The following is an 18353-nucleotide window of genomic DNA, read 5'->3' as shown; positions in this document are numbered from 1 at the left end:
AGGGATCGAAGGCTGATTCAAGTTTTCTTCCATAAAAAAGAAGTTGCCTTCTTTACAAATTAACTCACGGATCAATAGAAGGTTTTAAGGCGGTAAAATTAGCAATGATATCGCTAACACTAGTAGAAAGTTTACCCGTTAATATCTCTATTTTATCGGTTGCTGTCTGAATATTTTGCGTTGTCTTTTCTACTTTGTCTTTATTCTTTTTGTTTTCAGCTTCTACAATTCTGGCAATCATAATAGCGGCCAGTAATCCTAGTATACCATTTATGAGCCCTGCTACATCAATATGCTCGGTTAAAACGCGCATGCGTGATTCATGACCACCAAATGCCTCTGGAATCCAGAAAAAACAATATCGTAAGATAGCGAAAAAGATTACAATTATAATGAGGAAATAGATGCCTAACATTAGCCTCGGATATGGCGTAATAATATCGTCATCCTCTGAATTATTTTCTTTCGTAATTGTATCGTATTTTTCAAGGAATAAACGAAATTCAGCAGGTAAATATTTTTTCCAAAAGCCAAATATATTACTTAACCATTCGAATGTTTTTGTCTTTCGAATGACTATTTTTTGATCGCCTGAGGGCAATGTTATTGTTTCCTCTTTATATGTTACAAATAATCTGATAAGTATACGTAAGACAACAAGGAAGAGAATTCCGAAAACAATTCCTGGATAATGTGAGAGTAAAAAATCTTTTACAGATTCAAAAAAGGACTTAAGTGTGTCAAGCATAAAGCCAGTATTTATGTGGATATAGAATATACAATCGACTAAAGACTATGCATTATCAATTATACTATTAAGGTTCATTCAACATCAAATAGTAGTATCAATAGCTTAATTCGGTTACTAAAATTTAAATAGTAAAGCAGAAGAGGGTATATAAGTAAAAAGGAGGTAATTTAACAATAACACGATGAGCTCCCCCAATTTCTGGCTCTTACGCATTTAATGTGACTCAAAACCGGTAAAGCACTCGTTGTCGCAGTACATTCAACTTGGCTCATCCATACATCTGCTGCTTAATGAGCTTCAGTCGGGTCACTCGTTCTTCCGTTTGCCCATTGCTCCAAGTCACGTCCACAGCCGCTCGCCCATCTGACGGACGTAGCACCGTGCCGACAGTAACCATAACCATCTGATAATCATGCCGCATCTACTCCCAGACTAGTTAATAAGTCGGCTTCCACTCGATTCAATTACTTAAAAGTCCTGTTTCATGATAGAGCTTTTTCTTTCAACGGTCACAAAGGCGATTTCCAGGTAGGTAGTAATTGTAGATAGGCGATAAAATACTGATTATAAGGGTAGTATAGCTTTGCATTGCCTGCTCAGCAATTCTTGGGTAAATAGCCGAACTTCTTTTTAAAGGCCGCTGTAAAGTGCTGGGGATTTTTGTAGCCAATCAGAGCAGATATTTCGGCAAGAGTTTCATACTGGCCGCTGAGAATGAGCTCGCGGGCGTGTTCCATCCGCTGATCGGAGATGTAGCCGAAGATCGTAGTCCCAAAAAGTTGCTTAAAATCTTCCTGTAATTTCGTTCGATTGATCCCCACCGTTTTCGCCAGCGTCTCAATGGAATAAGGCGCATCCAGGTTGGCTAGCAGCAAGGCTCTTACTTCATGAAGTTTATCCTGTGCTTGCTTCTTTAAAATTGGCCGACTTTCCGTCTCTAATGTCTGAATCTGACTAATCTGAAGCGTCAATAGTTCAATGATTTTGGCTTCAACGAGCATCTTTTTTAGCGAACCAACATACTGGCAATTCTTAATATCGAAAATTATTTGCGACATACGGAAGGTTACCGGGTAACTCTTATTACCCAATAGAGCCGGTTGCGCTTTCTCGATTAAGTAGCCAAATCGACCCAGTTGTTCCAGATCATTATTAAACAGCCTGCGAAGAAAATCCAGCGATAATTCAATTTCGACGCTTGATGCATTAGACGTTTTCTGATACGTTAGTGGCCCTTTAAGAGCGGGGTAAAATAGCAGCGAATGTTGCCCCTGCGAAATGACCGTATCAGGCTCGAAACGTCCTTTGGGCTGATATAAACATCCCTGTGTTGTCAGCTCAAAATGCATTTGCAGATATGGAAAATCGCTTTCTATGTTGTAGGTGAAGGCATAATCATGTCTAACCTGAAAGAAACTAGCCATTACGCCATCGATATAAATCCGATGCGATTTTGAATAGAGACCATCAAACGCAAACTCCGATTTTACTTCGCGAAGACCAATGGCATTGCCTACCCGATAGCCTTCGGTGTACTCTCGAACGTGGTTATGTTCCTGTATAGCATCTGAGCTAAATACTATTTTCATAAAAAGGCTGCTTATCGCGGCATTAATATTGTTTATCGCGTTACTCCGACTCTTTCAGTTGCCTGTACTTTTGTAAGTTATTAAGAATTGGTCTTAATAAGCAAATGTATAAACGAATGAGCAAAGGAATGCTATTCCTTTCGGCCTTTCTTATCTCGCTGAATGTCTGGTCACAATCAGAGTCGTGGACGTTGACAGGGACTGTAAAAGATAGCAAAGGGAGCAGCTTACCCGGCGCTACGATTAGTCTGACAGAATTTAAGAAATATACAACGGCTAATGGCGAAGGTCGCTTCGAATTCGCAGCGATTCCAAAAGGAACGTATCATATTCAGGTAACGCACCTTGGTTACAAAACACTGATACAGATAGTACGTCCTCGTAATCAGTCGATTGTTGATTTCAATCTGACGCTACAGGAAGACGCCAGCCAGCTTTCGGAAGTGCAGGTAGTTGGCAAAACCGAAACGCAACAGGCGAAACTGCAACCCATTAAAGCCGAAGTTATTAATACCAAAGCCGTGCAGGAGCAACCCGCTACGTTGGTTGAGCTGATGAATCGTTCGGCGGGCATTCGTATTCGGCAAACGGGTGGATTAGGTTCCGATGCGGGGCTGATGATGAACGGATTTCAGGGACGGGCCATCAAGAATTTTAAAGATGGTATTCCGATGGATTACCTTGGGGCGGGCTACAACATTGCGCTTGTTCCGGTCAACATGCTTGAACGGGTAGAGGTCTATAAAGGCGTATTACCCACGGGTTTAGGAGCTGATGCACTAGGGGGCGCGGTGAATCTGATCACTAAAAAATCGCTCTATCGCTATGCCGAAGCGTCTTATGAGATTGGCTCATTCAATACCCATCGCCTATCGCTGAATGCGCTTTATACAGACACAACCCTGAAATTTTTCGTCGGAGCGGACGCGTTTCTCAATCGTTCCGATAATAATTACGACGTAACGGTCAACGTAACGGATCGGGAAACGGCCACGCAGCGACCCGCCACGGTACGTCTGTTTCACAACCGGTTTACGAATTATTACGCCGAACTCTACGGTGGAATCACCAACACGCGCTGGGCCGATGAACTACGAATTGGCGTGACGGGCTTCGACATCGACCGGCAAAATCAATACGGAGCTACCATGTCGCAGCCGTTTGGGGCGTCGGTTAGCCGTCAGTATTCCATAATTCCGACGCTACGTTACCGGAAGGCATTCGACAAGCTCAGTATCGACCAGTTTCTGACCACGAGTACAATTCGCGTAACGCAGACCGATACGGCGAAAGGTACGTATGACTGGTACGGCAATTTCATTCCGAGTCCATCGCGGACGGGTGAGGCTATCGTACGTGGTACGTTGTCGTCGCTTGATTTCACGTATTTCACCTCACGCACGAACCTCGCCTGGTCGGTCAACGACCGGCACAAACTGGAACTGAACGTAGTGTCGGCGAATATGAGTCGACTGGGGCGTGACCCGCTGGGCGTTACGTTCCGGGATTCGGGGCGTGACGTATTGACTGTAAAAGCGAACTATTACAAAGCCGTTGCTGCGCTTGGACTAACGTCAGATTTGGCTAATGAGCGGATGGTTAACAACCTGATTGTTAAGTTCTATCATTATGATACCCAAGCCATTGATGCTGATTACTACGGTACTGAAGAGCCGCGTGCCGCATCGACTAATCGTTGGGGCGTGGCCGAAGCGCTTAAGTTTTCGCTGACACCTTCATCGTTTGTCCGGGCTTCTGCCGAATTCGCCACGCGGCTGCCCGAACAGGACGAAATGTTTGGCGATGGCAATTTTAACCGGTCCAATTTCGCGCTTCTTCCCGAACGTAGCACCAACGTCAACCTGGGTTTTCGTACCGAGAAATTTGAACGCTACAGCCTCGAAGTTAATACGTTCTATCGCGTAACGAAGGACATGATTTTGCGCGTTCCGGTCGACTTTCTCTTCAGTCAGAACCAGAACGTAACGAGCGTGCGTGGTCTGGGCGTTGAGTCGGACGTAACGGTGTTTCTCTGGAAATGGCTGCGGGCAAATGGCAATTTTACGTATCAGGATTTTCGACTGTTCAACACGGGCAACCGCATTGCCGAAGGCTCGCGATTACGTAACACACCATATTTCTTCGCCAATCTGGGCCTGAGCGGCACCCGTAGCCACATCCTCTCCTCGCGCGACAAACTGCATCTGTATTACTACTACATGTTTGTCCGGGAATATTATCTGGATTACATACCCAAAGCGCAGGAACCGACTGGTTTTCTGGGGCTTTGGGGGCGTGCCCAATTCGATGCGCCGAACATCATTCCCAATCAGGCCCTGCATACGATCGGGTTTACCTATAACCCAATCAACACCCGATTTGCGATTGGCCTACAAGTCAAAAATCTGCTCAATACGCCTGTTTACGACAATTTCCGGATCCAGAATGCGGGCCGAAGCTTACACCTGAAATTGAATTACATCCTCCAATAAATTGAATTACCCATGAAAACGATTATTTCCAAGTTTGCCTTTGTCTGTCTGACCATCGCCCTGATTGCCGGGTGTAGCAAAGACAACACCAATAACCCGAATCCGACGCCCACCGCCGACGCCAAATTCGTCCTGATGACCGACGTAGTGAAATTCTCGTCGCCGGGTTATTTCACCGCGTTTACCGGTATGCCGACTGGAACGGTAAATCCGATCTCGTCGAAAGCCCTGCAAATCAAAGAAGCGTTTGGGTTTCGGGCATTTGGCAAGTGGTTCTTTAACCGTAGTAATGCGGCTGGTGATATCGGATTGCAAAAGTATACGGTCGCCGACGATGGCAGTATTGTCAATGGTGGGTTCATTGCTGGCTCGACGCAATTTTTGGTGGTGAGTGAAACCAGCGGTTATTATCTCGACGAAACCCGTGGCACGCTAAAACTGCAAAAATTCAACCCGACTACCATGCAGCGGACCGGCGAAATCGATCTGTCGTCACTTCAGAAAGCAGGTGTTGACTATCAGGTGATTGGCAAGCATACGCTGGCGGCTAAAGAAGGAAAACTGTATGCGGGTATTACGTACGGCACGAAAACGGCGCAAGGCTATGGCGATGATCTTTACAACTACATCGAGTTTGCCGTGATCGATATGGCTACCGATAAACTGGACAAAACCATCAAATACGACGGATTGAAAAGCGTCGGTTGGGGATCGTCGGGCAATAAGATGTGGAGCATCGGCGATGATGGTGCGTTGTATCTCTATAGTACGTCGCTAGGAACAGGTTTCGACAACTCGTCGGTGCTACGTATCAAGAAAGGCGAGACGGATTTCGACCGTACGTGGATTCTGAAAGCCAATGATTTAGCAAAAGGTGCATCGATTGTGACCGCGTTTGTGAAAAATGGCAAGATGTACATTGAACTACCATCCGAACCCCTGGCAGCCAACTTTTCAAATCTACAGAGCCCAATTTTCGACTATTACGTGATCGATATGGCTACCGGCCAAAAAACGAAAATCGAGGGGATGCCGCAACACGATTTCGCGTATGCCAACGATTATTCAATCACCGAAATCGATGGTAAAATCTATTTCTGGGTACGCAATCCGAGCCAGAAAATTGATGGCTATTACGTACTGGATGGCACCAAAGCCACACAGGTATTCAACGTAGCACACGATGGCAGCATCTGGGGGCTCGTGAAGTTGCAATAATGATTCTGCCCGTAGTGAAACCGCTCTAAACGAACTTATTATGAGCACGACCAAACAGGTAAAAACCTGGTTTAACATTCACAAATGGACGAGTCTAATTTGCACGGCTTTTCTGTTGATGCTATGTCTGACAGGTTTACCGCTGATTTTTCATGAAGAATTTGAAAGTCTGGACCCCAAACTAGCGCCGGAAATGCCCGCAAACACGCCCAAAGCTAGTTTAGACCAACTAGTTGAAACGGGTTTGAAGCTGAATCCTGACAAAGTGATTCGTTTTCTGTATTGGGATGATCATCAGCCGAATACCGTTTCGTTAAGTTTGTCGGATTCGTTGATGGCTCCGCCCGGTAACTTCAAACTAGTCGTACTTGACGAACGTACCGCCAACGTTTTGGAAGCGCCGAACATTCAGGAAGGGTTTATGTATACCATGCTTCAATTGCATACCGATATGTTTATGGGTATCGGGGGCAAGCTATTTCTGGGATTAATGGGTATACTGTTCGTGCTGGCCATTATTTCGGGACTGATGCTCTACGGCCCGATTATGAAACGGTTTGATTTCGGGATGGTACGTTCCGAAAAATCGACCCGGTTGAAATGGCTTGATTTACACAATCTGTTGGGCGTAGTGACCATCGCATGGGCCACGGTTGTTGGGTTTACGGGAGTAATCAATACGTTGTCGGAGGTAGTGCTTGGGTTATGGCAACTGGACCAACTGTCTGAGATGACAGCTCCCTACAAAAATGCCGCTCCGTTGACCGGCAAACTCAGTTCACTGGATGCTGCTTTCGACGTAGCACGGAAAGCGGCCCCCGAAATGGAACCGTATCTGGTGGCTTATCCGGGAACGGCGTTCACGAGCAAACACCACTACGCTGTTTTCGCCAAAGGGAAAACTCCGTTGACGGAACGATTAATCAAACCGGCGCTCATCGACGCGAAAACCGGCAAACTAACCGATATGCGTGATATGCCGTGGTACGTTAATACGCTCTTTATTTCCCAGCCGCTCCATTTTGGTGATTATGGTGGACTGCCGTTAAAAATCATCTGGGCGCTGTTCGACATGATTACGATTGTCGTGCTGATTAGTGGTCTCTATCTATGGTTTGCCCGAAATAAAGCGACCAAAGCGCAGATTGCCCGCATGGACAAAAGCAAATCGACTAAGACCAGTCAGCAGGTCGAAGATGCTGAAATATTGACACTTAGCCTACAGGAGGGGGAGAAAAATGATTAACCGATTCTGGCATATCTGGACTATCCCGTTATTACTAGGCATTATCAGTCTTGGCGGACTTATCTCCGCGCTGGTCGGCGACGATATCTGGGACGTATTATCCTGGCTTACGCTCGGTATTCCGCTACTTGTGATCGCCCGGTTCTGGCTCAAACCGCAGGGCAGTAAGAAACTAATAAAGTAGTTATTAGCTTATTAGTTTCCATCAGTCATTAGTCATCGAAAGTCACACTAATGGCTGATGGAAACTAATAGTGCTGGCAACATTCAGCACACAAACAGCTGGTATATTGAGCGTCAACGTACCACTCGTAGCCCACTATCCTTCAAAATCTGCCCTATTCTATTCGCGAGGTAAATCGAAGCTTCAATCTCGGCTTTGCGAATAGCGACGCTTTCGATATTGAAACCGAAGGGGATAGATCGTTCCATACAGAATGTGGTCAGCGCTGAGGCAATGTCGAGACATACCTTCACCGTTTTTTCAAGCATATCCTCCGATGTTTTCAGCTCCTCTTTCAACTCATTCGGTACGTGAATACCTAACCATTCCATAAACTGGAGCGTTTTGTCCGAGCCGCAGGCGGTAAGCGTGAAAATGATGGTTGGCGGTTTTATAACCAGCTTATTACAACTGATGTAAAGGTCTTCGATAACTTGCTTGGCGTAGTCAAGATTGAAAACGCATTGTGAGATAAAATAAGATACCCCGCAGTTCATTTTATCCAGTATCCTGGCATCCTCATCTTGCAGCACTTGATGTCGTTCAGGGATAGTTACAGCTCCAATAACCGATGTATCCTGATTCCTGCTCCATAATTTGTAAGCTTCCGGGAGGCTGGTTTTAACCGGGAGACCTGGAGCTGGTATGCCGACAAAAACGGGGTAGAAATTTTGTTTATGAAGCTCTGTCAGCCAAGCGGATAGCTCGTCGGTAGAAAATTTACCGGCGGGACGGTAGATTATTTTCGGAACGGGTAAATTACTCAGATAGCTGGCGGCAAAGCTAAGCGGATCAAGTGCATTGATAAACGGAAATGGCCGTTCTTCTTTTGTGCGAGCTGACTCATCCTGGACATCATAAACTACCAGGGCATCCATATCCAGTGTGGATAGTCGCTCTATTGTTTTTTGGGCAATCTCGGCAACGCGTTCGGGTTGATTACCGAATTTGGGCGGAGCGATGCCATAAAGCAGCACGCCTGATTCTCTGGATTTGATCTTTTCTAGAAACATTTTAGGTACTTAAGCTACGAATTCGGGCATTTAAGATACTACGTATATAATGGATAGGCTGCCATTATCACTCGTATTTCAATAAAATTCAGTAAAGTGTCTTAGTGATGGCCTGATTTGCCAGGTTACTCGCCGAAGTATTCTGCATAATTATTCTCGGTTTCATGTAAGCGAACGGAGTGCAGAAAAACGCCTTCATTACGTTCTATTGGCCCTTTTAGCTGAAAAAAGATCTCGATACAAAGCAGTTCGGTCGTCGCCATTTTACGGGTCATAAAATCGACGTCCAGGTTGAGATTTTTATGGTCGAGCTTCTCGATTATATGCTCTTGTAGGATCACCTTGAGGAGCTTCAAGTCGATCAGGTAACCGGTTGCATTACTGACTTCCCCCTTGACGGTCACGAAAAGGCTATAGTTATGACCATGCCAGTTTGGATTGGCGCATTTACCAAATACTTCTTCGTTTTTTTCGGAATTCCAGTCTTCCCGATACATCCGGTGTGCAGCATTGAACGTTTCCCGGCGTGTTAAGTATATAATCATTGATAGCTTGTTAAAGTTAGAATGGCAGACGACACCGCCCGCCATTCTTGTTATTAACGTATGCTTACTGTGCTGATTTGTTCCCGGGCTTGTTTGGCGGCAGCCACCATATTCTCTAAGGCTGCTTTGGTTTCTGGCCATTTACGGGTCTTCAAACCGCAGTCCGGGTTCACCCATAAGTTTTGTGCAGGCAGCAGGTCTGATGCTTTAACCAGTAACGACGTCATTTCGTCCGTACTGGGAACCCGTGGTGAGTGGATGTCGTAAACACCGGGACCAATTTCGTTTGGGTACTCAAAATGAGCGAATGCGTGTAGCAATTCCATCTGTGAACGGGATGTCTCAATCGTGATTACATCCGCATCCATAGCAGCAATGTGTTCGATGATATCATTAAACTCACTATAGCACATGTGGGTATGAATCTGCGTTTTGTCCGCAACGCCACTTGTCGTTACCCGAAAGGCTTTCACGGCCCAGTCCAGATAGTGCGGGTGCTTGGCTTTCCGTAGGGGTAACCCCTCCCGGATAGCCGCTTCATCGATCTGGATGATGCCAATCCCAGCGGCTTCCAGTGCCAGCACTTCATCATGAATGGCCAGCGCGATCTGGTTCGTAGTCACCTCACGGGGCTGGTCGTCACGTACAAATGACCATTGCAGAATGGTTACCGGACCGGTCAGCATGCCTTTCATCGGTTTATCGGTTTGGGCAGCCGCAAATTTAGTCCAGCGCACGGTCATATCGTTCGGACGACTAACATCCCCAAAAATCACTGGTGGTTTTACGCATCGGCTGCCATAACTCTGCACCCAACCATTATTAGTAAACAGAAATCCTTCGAGCTGTTCTCCGAAATATTCCACCATGTCATTCCGCTCAAATTCACCGTGTACCAATACGTCGATTCCGATTGATTCCTGCCAGCGAATCGCATCGATGGTCGCCTGCTCAATCGACTGTTCGTACTGATCAGTGGTTAGTTCACCTTTTTTGAATTTGGCCCGCAACTGACGGATATCTTCCGTTTGCGGGAATGAGCCAATCGTTGTGGTTGGGAAGAAAGGCAGGTTGAAACGCGCACGCTGAATTTGCTGACGAATCGGAAAAGCGCTGATACGTGTTGCGTCGGTGATGGCTGCCACCCGGTTTTTTACAACTTGCTTATGCACTTTCTGGGACGAACGTCTGCTTTCGAGCGCTTTTTTATTGATTTCCAGCAACGTATTGTTGCCCTCAACAATCTGCTTAAGTTCACTGATTTCATTCAGTTTCTGTTTAGCAAAAGCCATCCAGTTTTTGATCTCCGGATCAAGTGCGGTTTCCCCATCCAGATCGATCGGGCTATGCAGCAGCGAGCAGGATGGCGCAACAATCACGCGGTCCGTCCCGAGTTTTTCAATAGCCGTATTGATCAGGTTCAAGGAGTGCTCGTAATCGTTCTTCCAAACGTTACGTCCGTCAATGATACCCAGCGAAAGCTGAAGCTGGTCGGGAACCAGCGCCAGGACTTCATCTAATTGCTCGGGCGCACGTACCAGATCAATGTGCAATGCCTGGATTGGAAGACTTACTGCTAACGCCGTATTATCCAGTAACGCTTCGAAGTACGTAGCAACCAATAGATTAACGCCATTTACCTGGTCGGCAATGTTGCGATACGCTAACGTAAAGGCTTCTTTCTCTTTCTTTGACAGATCAAGGGCTAGATATGGCTCGTCGAGTTGGACCCACTCAGCACCTAACTGACCCAGACGGTTAATAATCTCGACATAGACCGGAATTAGCTTATTAATCAGATCGATACGTTCGAAACCCTCTTCTTTTTCTTTGCCAAGCAGCAAATAACTGATCGGCCCAACCAGTACCGGCTTGGCTTTCTGGCCGAGTAGCTGCTTCGCGCTCATGTATTCAGTGAACACGGTTTCAGTATAAATGCGAAACTCCTGATGAGCAGTGAATTCTGGTACGATGTAATGGTAATTGGTATCCAGCCACTTGGTCATTTCCATGGCCGTAATATCAAGACCATCTTTCTGGTAGCCACGGGCCATCGCGAAATAGAGATCCATTTCCTGGTTGCTCTTTACCTGAGACAGCACGGGGGCGTACCGTTGTGGAATTACGCCCAGAAGTAGGCTCGTGTCCAACGTCTGATCGTAAAAACTGAAATCATTGCAGGGGATCAGATCAATACCAGCGTCAAGTTGAGTTCGCCAGTTTTCCTCTTTAATTTTCTGAGCAACCTGGTTCAATTCCGTCAGGTTGATCTTGCCTGCCCAATACTGTTCGTTGGCTTTTTTTAGTTGTCGTTGACCACCAATCCGTGGGTAGCCCAGGTTCTGCGTTCGCATTATCGTTGATTAGTTGATAAAAAACCGTTTAAACGTGCCGGACGAAACTGGGTACATTACGTACAGTTGCGCGACAATCGGGATTTACACCGAATCGGTCTGATCACCGATTCGCTTTCCATTCCGGTTTTCACCGAAAAGCTATTCCAGTTGATTCAGAAAAAGAGATGAATCGAATTTATTTAGGGATTAAAATTCTGCACAAAACTATATATTAAGATTTATTATCTATTTTTATAGTATTAATTCGGATTAAAAATCTAGTATTGTTGTGTTGGTAGGTAATAATTCTATTAGCGGAAGCTATTTTATAAATAACAGGAAATTATTCTATGGAAAAACTCGATGAGATAGACGGGCAGCTTCTCAAATTGCTGGGAGACAATTCTAAACTGACCATTAAAGAGTTAGCAGATCGGGTACACCTATCGCATACGCCAGTTTTTGAACGGGTGAAACGATTGGAGTCGAATGGTTATATTAAAAAATACATCGCTCTGCTCGATGCCGAAAAGCTCAATTATGGGCTAATTGTTTTTTGTAATATTAAGCTCAAGCAGCACGATAAGCGTATCGGTCACGAGTTTGTAACCGACATTCTTCGGCTGGACGAGGTAGTTGAATGCTATAATATTTCCGGGGATTTCGACTTTCTCCTGAAAGTGTATGCGAAAGATATGAAACACTATCAGGATTTTGTCTTTAATAAACTTGGTTCAGTGACCAGTATTGGCAGTACACACAGCACCTTTGTTATGAGCGAAACTAAAAATACCTATAACGTTAACTTTTAGACCAATTATCCCACGGCTCAACGTATCGATCCATCTTCACCCGGTAAGTGTAAAAACAAGTTCGACACAGTAGTTTGGTATGCATAAGAAATCGGGTGAACTGGATTGATATGTTGGTCAATCCAGTTCACCCGATTTCTTATATTTAGACTCCGCTTTTATTAACAGATTAATTCATCAACTGATCGAAACTCAGGCTGATGTAGTACATGGAGCCAACAAGAGGGTTACCCCACGCCTGACGGTATAGTGTGCCTGTCAGGTTAGTGCCACCAATTTTCAGGATTGATTTAATGCCTGAAAGTTTCTTGCTGACCTGAGCGTCCAACGTACTGTAGGCGGGTACGATGGTTTGTTTGCGCCCCGTAGCTTCGGTATTACCAAAGCTACCCTCCCACAAGAAAGCATCCTGCGCCCGGTAAACGATATTGAACCCAAATCCAGATCCGCCCACATTGCGATTACCAAATGAGAGATTATAGCGGTATTTAGGCGTATTGAAGAACGTAACAAAACCAACTGGAAGTGCTGCTTCATCGACCAGATAATTCGACGATACGTTGCCACCGATGGTATAATTAGCGGGTAGCAAGTAATCTAAACCAATCGCCCAGCCTGCATTTTTCACCTGCGTTGGCGAATTGACAGGGTAAGAATATACGTTACGTGTATTGCTGCTTATGAGTTGAAGCACTGTTGCTGGGTTAGCGAGCGAAACCGGCTGAGCGCCCTGCACAACTACCTGACTGCCTAAGAAATTCAGGAACCGATTATAGTAATAATAGGCATCGATAAATAACTTGTTGCCTAACAGACCTTTATAGCCTATTTCATACGTCTCTACGCGCTCTGGATCATAACCGGGGTCTGTCGTCGGCCTTAGCAACGCAATGGCCTGCGGTAACGCAGCCTGACCGCCCTGTTGCAACGTAGCACCGAACGCCTGTACTGATTGAAGGGTAAACGTTGGATTGTTGGTAAAGTTATACCGCTGCTTAAAGAACGGAAGTCCACCGATTAAACGGGCTGTTGGGGTATTCAGATCGATGTATTGATCCTGATTGGTCGGAATTCGGAAACCGCGCTGGAACGACGCCCGGAAGTTATGTACTTTAGATACAGTTAATACGGCCGATAAGCGAGGGCTAACCTGTGCTTTAAAATTCTGGTTCTTGTCGTAACGTAACGAACCCGTCAATTTCAATACGTCGGCTATGGTTTTAGACGCCTGTGCATAGGCACCATATTCATCAATCGTAAATTCTTTGCCTCCCTCGTCGCGGGCAAACAACGTACCTTCTGAATTTAGTGCATACCGACGGAAGTTTCCACCAACGATCAATTCAGCGATTTTTGGGCTCAGTATTTTGCTGAAATTATACATAAACTCGCCGTGGTAGAGGTTCGTTTTGTCCAGGAACCGGGCACCTACGCCACTTGCATTTCCCGGAATCGGACGACCTGTTACGTCATTCAGAGCACGGTCAAACTCGGGAGTTCCGGGCAAATAGCGTCCCTGATCAGCCGCGCCCCTGGCCTGATTCAATAAGGCGGTTTGTTGACCAGCAATATAGCTGTTGGCAGCCGCTAATGCAGCAGCCGGTGCCTGACCAGCTCCCAAAGCGGTCAGATACGCGCCAGCATAGCTTGTTAATGCGTTTTGACCGTATGCCCCAAAGAAAGTTGGGAACCATTTTGCTGCGCTTCCGCTCCAGGCTTCGTTAATGCCCTGCCCTAAAATCGATGTAGCATAGGCGTCGCCCGAGCGTTCCTGCGTTGTGTAGGCCCGAACGAAGAAATTAGAGCCCCGTAATTCGAGTTTGTATTGACCTAATACAAATCCTTTGATATAGTACCGGTCGGCACCTGTATACACGGTTGTTCCCGTTCCCCAGTTGGCCTGAAGAATGGCTTCTACGTTCTCATTGAGCCGATAATGCAGCGCACCATTTAGTTTCAGGTTCTGTGCATCGTAATTCACCAGATCCCGCTCCAGATAGCCCGTCCGGGAAATATTCAGGTTAGGAATAAGGTTATTAAAGATTTGCAGCGGAGTCAGACCCGTAAGTTGTGGCAATGTCCGGTTGCCCGCCTGCGCAATCTGCGTTGTGGCAATCGCTCCCAACAAAGCCGACGTACCGTTAGCACCGGTTCCGGGCGTTCCATTTCCTAAAAGCGACGAATAAATATTGGCACTGGCATCGCCGTAGATATTGACACCATCATAACCCTGATTATTGTCGCGGGTACCATTATCCAACGTAAAACCGTTCGAAAAACTCTGATCGCGGTAATCCGTAGCCTGCCAGTCTTTCGAAGCTATGTACGAAACCCCAACCTTGAACGCGAACTTGTTGTTGAAGGCTTTGGCGTATCGGAAAGCAGCATCGTAAAAAGGCGTCGAGGCTGTAGAGCGATTGCTGGCGTTCATGACGCCCGTTTTCACGTAAGCGCTCAAACCCTGATACAGAAAAGGACTCTTCGAGGTCATCAACAATAAGCCATTGATGGCGTTGGGGCCATACAGAGCCGACGCAGCGCCCGGTAGCAATTCCACGCTTTCGAGGTCCAGTTCGGAAACACCGGCAATATTTCCCACCGAAAAGTTTAAGCCAGGTGCCTGGTTATCCATTCCGTCGAGCATCTGGACAACCCGCGTATTCCCATTCGAGCCAAACCCCCGTATGTTAACCGATTTGAACGTCTGGCTCTGCGTGTTCATGTCGACGCCTTTGATATTCTGGAGCGCATCGTAAAACGAAGCCGAGGGTGTATTCTGAAATGAGCGAATATCTAACCGCTCAACCGACACCGGCGATTTCAATACGCTTTCTTCCACCCGCGACGCCGATACCACAACTTCCTGACCCTGGATTACCTGCTCTTTCAGGCTAATATTCAGGTCGGTTTGGTTGCCGTTGATCGCAACTTCCTGCGTTTGAAAACCGACACCCGTTATGGCAATGGTAAATGGCGTTGCCGTGTTCGTAGTTAGCGAAAAATTCCCCTTCTGATCGGTGATGGTTCCAATTACTTTTCCCTTCACGGAGATGCTAATACCAGCCAGTTCATTTTTTTTCTCGTCGACTACTTTTCCGGCGATACGTGTCTGTGCGAAGGCAGATAAGCCAAGCAGGCAGAAAAAGACCCCCAAAAGTAAAGATTTAGTAACTATTTTGCGCATATGCGATTATAAGTTAGTGAACAGGAATGCCTATTGTTGACTTTGGAGATAAACATACAGTAAGTCTGCGTTTCGTACAAAAATTTCTTGCAAATGATAAATTAATTTTTCAGAAGTTACAAAGTGGTAAGGCTATAAAGTTGTAAAGCTAGTCACATATGTAGTGAACTTTACAACTCTATATCCTTACCGATTTATAACCTTTTCATGCCTGATTTCGGTCCTCCAGGGCAATCCGTATAAGATCAATCGTATTTTTAACACCAGCTTTGCGGATAATACTGGCTCGTTGATTCGCCACTGTATTCGGGCTGATACCGAAACGTTCGGCGATTTCGATACTACTCAGACCGTCGATCAGGCAGGCCAGAATCTGCGCTTCCCGGGAGGTTATCTTTTTCCAGACGGATGGGCTTTTAGGTAGTGTTGGGGAAGTTGATTTGGATATTGTATTGCTTACCTGCATCAGATTACGGATAATAACCGACGACGCATTCGGCGGATAATACAAATCGCCGTTGACGATGGTACGTACCGCCAGCAATATTTCTTCCTGATTCGTGTCTTTGAGGATATAACCAGCCGCACCGTGCTGTACCGCTTTCAGGATATAGTCGGGATTGTTGTGCATGCTGAACATCAGCGTCCGAACACGTGGGTATTGCTGCGACACAACTTTCAACGCTTCGATGCCCGACATACGCGGCATGGTAATATCGAGCAGTAATACGTCTGGTTCGGTGTGCGATAGCATTTCAATCGCTTCATCGCCATCGGCCGCTTCGCCAATGATTTGTATGTCGGCTTCGTCTTCGAGCAGGGTTCGAATGCCTTTCCTCACCACAGAATGGTCATCGGCAACAAGAATACGTATCGACATAGATTTGCTTCTTTTTAACTTTTTTGTCATTCTGAGGAACGAAGAATCTTAACGTATCCTCATTTGGGTGTTAGGATACGTTAAGATTCTTCGTTCCTCAGAATGACAAAAATTCTCATTGTAAACTAGCAGAAAAGTTGACAATAACCTGAACGGTTGTGCCTTTTTTGGGCTTAGACGTAATGGTAAATTCGGCATTGAGCAATCGGGCGCGCGTCCTCATGTTATCTAAACCATTGACCACTGACAATGGTCGATTCGTATCAGAAGCGTTTTTTACCGAAAACCCTTTCCCATTATCAGTCACCGACAAAATCAGGCATTGTGCTTTCTGCTGCAACGTAATACGTATCATTTGCGCCCCAGCGTACTTTATGGCGTTGTTTAGGGCTTCCTGGGCAATACGATACAAGCCAATTTCCATAGCTGGAACGTAACGCTGGATCAGTGGACTACCTTCAAAAACAATATCGATGCCCGACGAACGGGCGGTTTGTTCGGCCAGCAACTGCAACGTAGCATCTAACCCAAAATCGCTGAGGGTGGATGGCATAAGGTTATACGAAATCTGCCGGGTTGTCTGAATGGTTTCGTAAATCAAATCGCAGAGTTCAGCGAAGCGGGCGCGTTGTTTTTCGTCTGGTAACGGAACGGACTTCAGCTTTTCGGCGTGTAATTTCAGACCCGTCAGCATCTGACCGATACCATCGTGAAGTTCGCGGGCAAACCGTCGTCGTTCTTCTTCCTGCCCTTCGAGCAGAGCCGCCGAACGTACCGTGTCTTCTGCCCGTTGTAATTCGTATTTTTCTTCAATGGTACGTAGCAGTTCGGCTTGTGTATCAACAAGTTTTCGATTCGACGTAGCAAGACTCTGATTTGTAGCTTCCAGTTCGTGATTGGCAATTGCCAACTGGTTGTTGCTCGTTTGTAATGCTTTTTCGGATTTGGTCAGTTTATGAATCACATGTTTAGTATGACTCACAACCGGTCGAAAAACGAACAAGCCTTCGATGAGCAGCACCAGCAACGTAGCACCCGTCAGTAGCCATTCGATACGTTCCAGCGTTCGTACCCGTTCAAAGCTTTCGGTATCGAACTGAAATACAATGTCGTCCATTTGCTGAACAAACGGAAGTTCGTTGCGGAGAATGCTACGTAGCGCTTCCTGCCGCTCAGCGGCTGTTTGCCCCAACTTATCGATACGTTCAAACGCCTGATACATCGACTGAAAATAAGGCTCTATCCTGACGAACATGTTGTCCAGCCGTGCGCTTTTTCGCACAGTATAGGCTTTTTCCATCACCAACGTACCGTTACGTAGCTGAATGTGAGTTTGCCCCCAGCTACGTAGCAGCGAGTCGAACGACGCCGTATCGACTGTCGACAGGCCGGTGCTGCGCATCAGCGCGAGTTTCGTCAATCGCTGGCTGAGCATCCGTTGACGACCCGCTACGTTCACAACCCGGCTATCGTCGTAGTGATTGCTGATGGTACGTTTGATAAACAGCAGCCCGCTCAACGACAGCACGGCAATGACGGCAAGCGCTATCATGTAAAACCGCGTCAATCGGCTGGCTACCTGCTGATCGAGCTGACTCATAAACGTTCTGGATTATTCACACACCAACGAATACAACGCCCTGTTCAACCTTTACAGGGAACGTATTGATTCGATAGCCATCGTCGTTCAGGCAATGGCCGGTTTTGAGCGAAAACGTTCGTTTGTGAAAGGGGCAGGCCACCTTTGGCTCTTCGCCCTGACTCCCAATCATCCCCCGTCCGATGGCCATTTGCTGTCGGTGTGGGCATTCGTTGTCAGTAGCGTACCATTCACCCCGACGAGCAAAGTTAAAGATCGCGATTTGCCTCCCGTCGATCAGCGCGCAGGCACCGCCATCCTGAGGAATATCTTCGACCCGGCAAGCTGCGTGCCAGGTTAATTTATCAGTATTTATGGCAATAGCTTCCATTGTTAGTAAATTAACTATCAGGTTGATAATAAGTAACCATTTTTGTCATGCTGAGGAACGAAGCATCTTGAAGCATCCCAACTTGAGAGTCCTT

The 18353-nt window shown here is 46.3% G+C and carries 15 protein-coding genes; 5 read left to right on the top strand and 10 right to left on the bottom strand.

Translation table 11 applies throughout. The annotated features are described in order from the left end of the window. Nucleotides 1–64 precede the first annotated feature (64 nt). The 3 genes from IC229_RS23735 to IC229_RS23725 all read right to left on the bottom strand — a co-directional run bounded on the left by IC229_RS23735 (nt 65) and on the right by IC229_RS23725 (nt 2340). Complete coding sequence (locus IC229_RS23735) at nt 65–748, bottom strand: hypothetical protein (RefSeq protein WP_190889517.1); 684 nt, start codon at nt 746–748, stop codon at nt 65–67. A gap of 271 nt (nt 749–1019) precedes the next feature. Then, nucleotides 1020–1172 (bottom strand): transposase, encoded by a 153-nt coding sequence (locus IC229_RS23730; protein WP_190889525.1) that lies wholly within the window; start codon nt 1170–1172, stop codon nt 1020–1022. Nucleotides 1173–1347: 175 nt separating this feature from the next. Continuing rightward, nucleotides 1348–2340: a helix-turn-helix domain-containing protein gene (locus tag IC229_RS23725; protein WP_190889516.1), complete on the bottom strand. Its 993-nt coding sequence runs from the start codon at nt 2338–2340 to the stop codon at nt 1348–1350. Nucleotides 2341–2456: 116 nt separating this feature from the next. On the opposite strand from IC229_RS23725, the gene IC229_RS23720 reads away from it, so the two are divergent. Genes IC229_RS23720 through IC229_RS23705 form a run of 4 tightly spaced genes read left to right on the top strand, consistent with a single transcriptional unit; the run spans nt 2457 to nt 7480 of the window. Continuing rightward, nucleotides 2457–4832, top strand: coding sequence for a TonB-dependent receptor (locus IC229_RS23720; protein WP_190889515.1), 2376 nt, complete (start codon nt 2457–2459; stop codon nt 4830–4832). A 12-nt stretch (nt 4833–4844) separates the two neighbouring features. Further along, complete coding sequence (locus IC229_RS23715; RefSeq protein WP_190889514.1) at nt 4845–6050, top strand: hypothetical protein; 1206 nt, start codon at nt 4845–4847, stop codon at nt 6048–6050. A 40-nt stretch (nt 6051–6090) separates the two neighbouring features. Further along, a complete protein-coding gene (locus IC229_RS23710; RefSeq protein WP_190889513.1) occupies nt 6091–7296 on the top strand; it encodes a PepSY-associated TM helix domain-containing protein in 1206 nt (401 codons plus the stop codon). Further along, nucleotides 7289–7480 (top strand): hypothetical protein, encoded by a 192-nt coding sequence (locus IC229_RS23705; RefSeq protein WP_190889512.1) that lies wholly within the window; start codon nt 7289–7291, stop codon nt 7478–7480. Before IC229_RS23710 ends, IC229_RS23705 begins: the two co-directional genes overlap by 8 nt. Before the next feature lie 113 nt (nt 7481–7593). Here IC229_RS23705 and IC229_RS23700 read toward each other — a convergent pair whose 3' ends face one another. The 3 genes from IC229_RS23700 to metE form a co-directional block, all read right to left on the bottom strand. After that, on the bottom strand, nt 7594–8532 hold the full coding sequence (locus IC229_RS23700) for a methylenetetrahydrofolate reductase (RefSeq protein WP_190889511.1): 939 nt from the start codon (nt 8530–8532) through the stop codon (nt 7594–7596). A 125-nt stretch (nt 8533–8657) separates the two neighbouring features. After that, the gene (locus tag IC229_RS23695) at nt 8658–9074 is read right to left on the bottom strand and encodes a 6-pyruvoyl trahydropterin synthase family protein (RefSeq protein WP_190889524.1); all 417 of its coding nucleotides are present in this window, start codon (nt 9072–9074) and stop codon (nt 8658–8660) included. Between the two features lie 56 nt (nt 9075–9130). Beyond that, complete coding sequence (gene metE, locus IC229_RS23690) at nt 9131–11431, bottom strand: 5-methyltetrahydropteroyltriglutamate--homocysteine S-methyltransferase (protein WP_190889510.1); 2301 nt, start codon at nt 11429–11431, stop codon at nt 9131–9133. 332 nt (nt 11432–11763) lie between these two features. On the opposite strand from metE, the gene IC229_RS23685 reads away from it, so the two are divergent. Further along, entirely contained in the window at nt 11764–12225 is a 462-nt protein-coding gene (locus IC229_RS23685; RefSeq protein WP_190889509.1) for an Lrp/AsnC family transcriptional regulator, read from the top strand. 169 nt (nt 12226–12394) lie between these two features. Here the strand turns inward: IC229_RS23685 and IC229_RS23680 are convergent, their stop codons facing one another. From IC229_RS23680 to nirD, 4 genes are all read right to left on the bottom strand, one after another. Beyond that, nucleotides 12395–15409, bottom strand: a complete 3015-nt coding sequence (locus IC229_RS23680) for a TonB-dependent receptor (RefSeq protein ID WP_190889508.1) — start codon at nt 15407–15409, stop codon at nt 12395–12397. A gap of 205 nt (nt 15410–15614) precedes the next feature. Next, the gene (locus IC229_RS23675) at nt 15615–16289 is read right to left on the bottom strand and encodes a response regulator transcription factor (RefSeq protein ID WP_190889507.1); all 675 of its coding nucleotides are present in this window, start codon (nt 16287–16289) and stop codon (nt 15615–15617) included. Nucleotides 16290–16404: 115 nt separating this feature from the next. Beyond that, entirely contained in the window at nt 16405–17889 is a 1485-nt protein-coding gene (locus IC229_RS23670) for an ATP-binding protein (RefSeq protein WP_190889506.1), read from the bottom strand. Nucleotides 17890–17905: 16 nt separating this feature from the next. Continuing rightward, complete coding sequence (nirD, locus tag IC229_RS23665) at nt 17906–18259, bottom strand: nitrite reductase small subunit NirD (protein WP_190889505.1); 354 nt, start codon at nt 18257–18259, stop codon at nt 17906–17908. Nucleotides 18260–18353 lie beyond the last annotated feature (94 nt).

Origin of the sequence: Spirosoma profusum (assembly GCF_014699005.1) — a bacterium.
GTDB classification, from domain to species: domain Bacteria; phylum Bacteroidota; class Bacteroidia; order Cytophagales; family Spirosomataceae; genus Spirosoma; species Spirosoma profusum.
This window is presented reverse-complemented; position numbering and strand designations above follow the sequence as displayed.

Excerpts from the sequence above, each read along its gene's own strand:
- IC229_RS23735 (WP_190889517.1), bottom strand. The coding sequence starts at position 748 with ATGCTTGACACACTTAAGTCCTTTTTTGAATCTGTAAAAGATTTTTTA.
- IC229_RS23730 (WP_190889525.1), bottom strand. The coding sequence starts at position 1,172 with ATGCGGCATGATTATCAGATGGTTATGGTTACTGTCGGCACGGTGCTA.
- IC229_RS23725 (WP_190889516.1), bottom strand. The coding sequence starts at position 2,340 with ATGAAAATAGTATTTAGCTCAGATGCTATACAGGAACATAACCACGTT.
- IC229_RS23720 (WP_190889515.1), top strand. The coding sequence starts at position 2,457 with ATGAGCAAAGGAATGCTATTCCTTTCGGCCTTTCTTATCTCGCTGAAT.
- IC229_RS23715 (WP_190889514.1), top strand. The coding sequence starts at position 4,845 with ATGAAAACGATTATTTCCAAGTTTGCCTTTGTCTGTCTGACCATCGCC.
- IC229_RS23710 (WP_190889513.1), top strand. The coding sequence starts at position 6,091 with ATGAGCACGACCAAACAGGTAAAAACCTGGTTTAACATTCACAAATGG.
- IC229_RS23705 (WP_190889512.1), top strand. The coding sequence starts at position 7,289 with ATGATTAACCGATTCTGGCATATCTGGACTATCCCGTTATTACTAGGC.
- IC229_RS23700 (WP_190889511.1), bottom strand. The coding sequence starts at position 8,532 with ATGTTTCTAGAAAAGATCAAATCCAGAGAATCAGGCGTGCTGCTTTAT.
- metE (WP_190889510.1), bottom strand. The coding sequence starts at position 11,431 with ATGCGAACGCAGAACCTGGGCTACCCACGGATTGGTGGTCAACGACAA.
- IC229_RS23685 (WP_190889509.1), top strand. The coding sequence starts at position 11,764 with ATGGAAAAACTCGATGAGATAGACGGGCAGCTTCTCAAATTGCTGGGA.
- IC229_RS23680 (WP_190889508.1), bottom strand. The coding sequence starts at position 15,409 with ATGCGCAAAATAGTTACTAAATCTTTACTTTTGGGGGTCTTTTTCTGC.
- IC229_RS23675 (WP_190889507.1), bottom strand. The coding sequence starts at position 16,289 with ATGTCGATACGTATTCTTGTTGCCGATGACCATTCTGTGGTGAGGAAA.
- IC229_RS23670 (WP_190889506.1), bottom strand. The coding sequence starts at position 17,889 with ATGAGTCAGCTCGATCAGCAGGTAGCCAGCCGATTGACGCGGTTTTAC.
- nirD (WP_190889505.1), bottom strand. The coding sequence starts at position 18,259 with ATGGAAGCTATTGCCATAAATACTGATAAATTAACCTGGCACGCAGCT.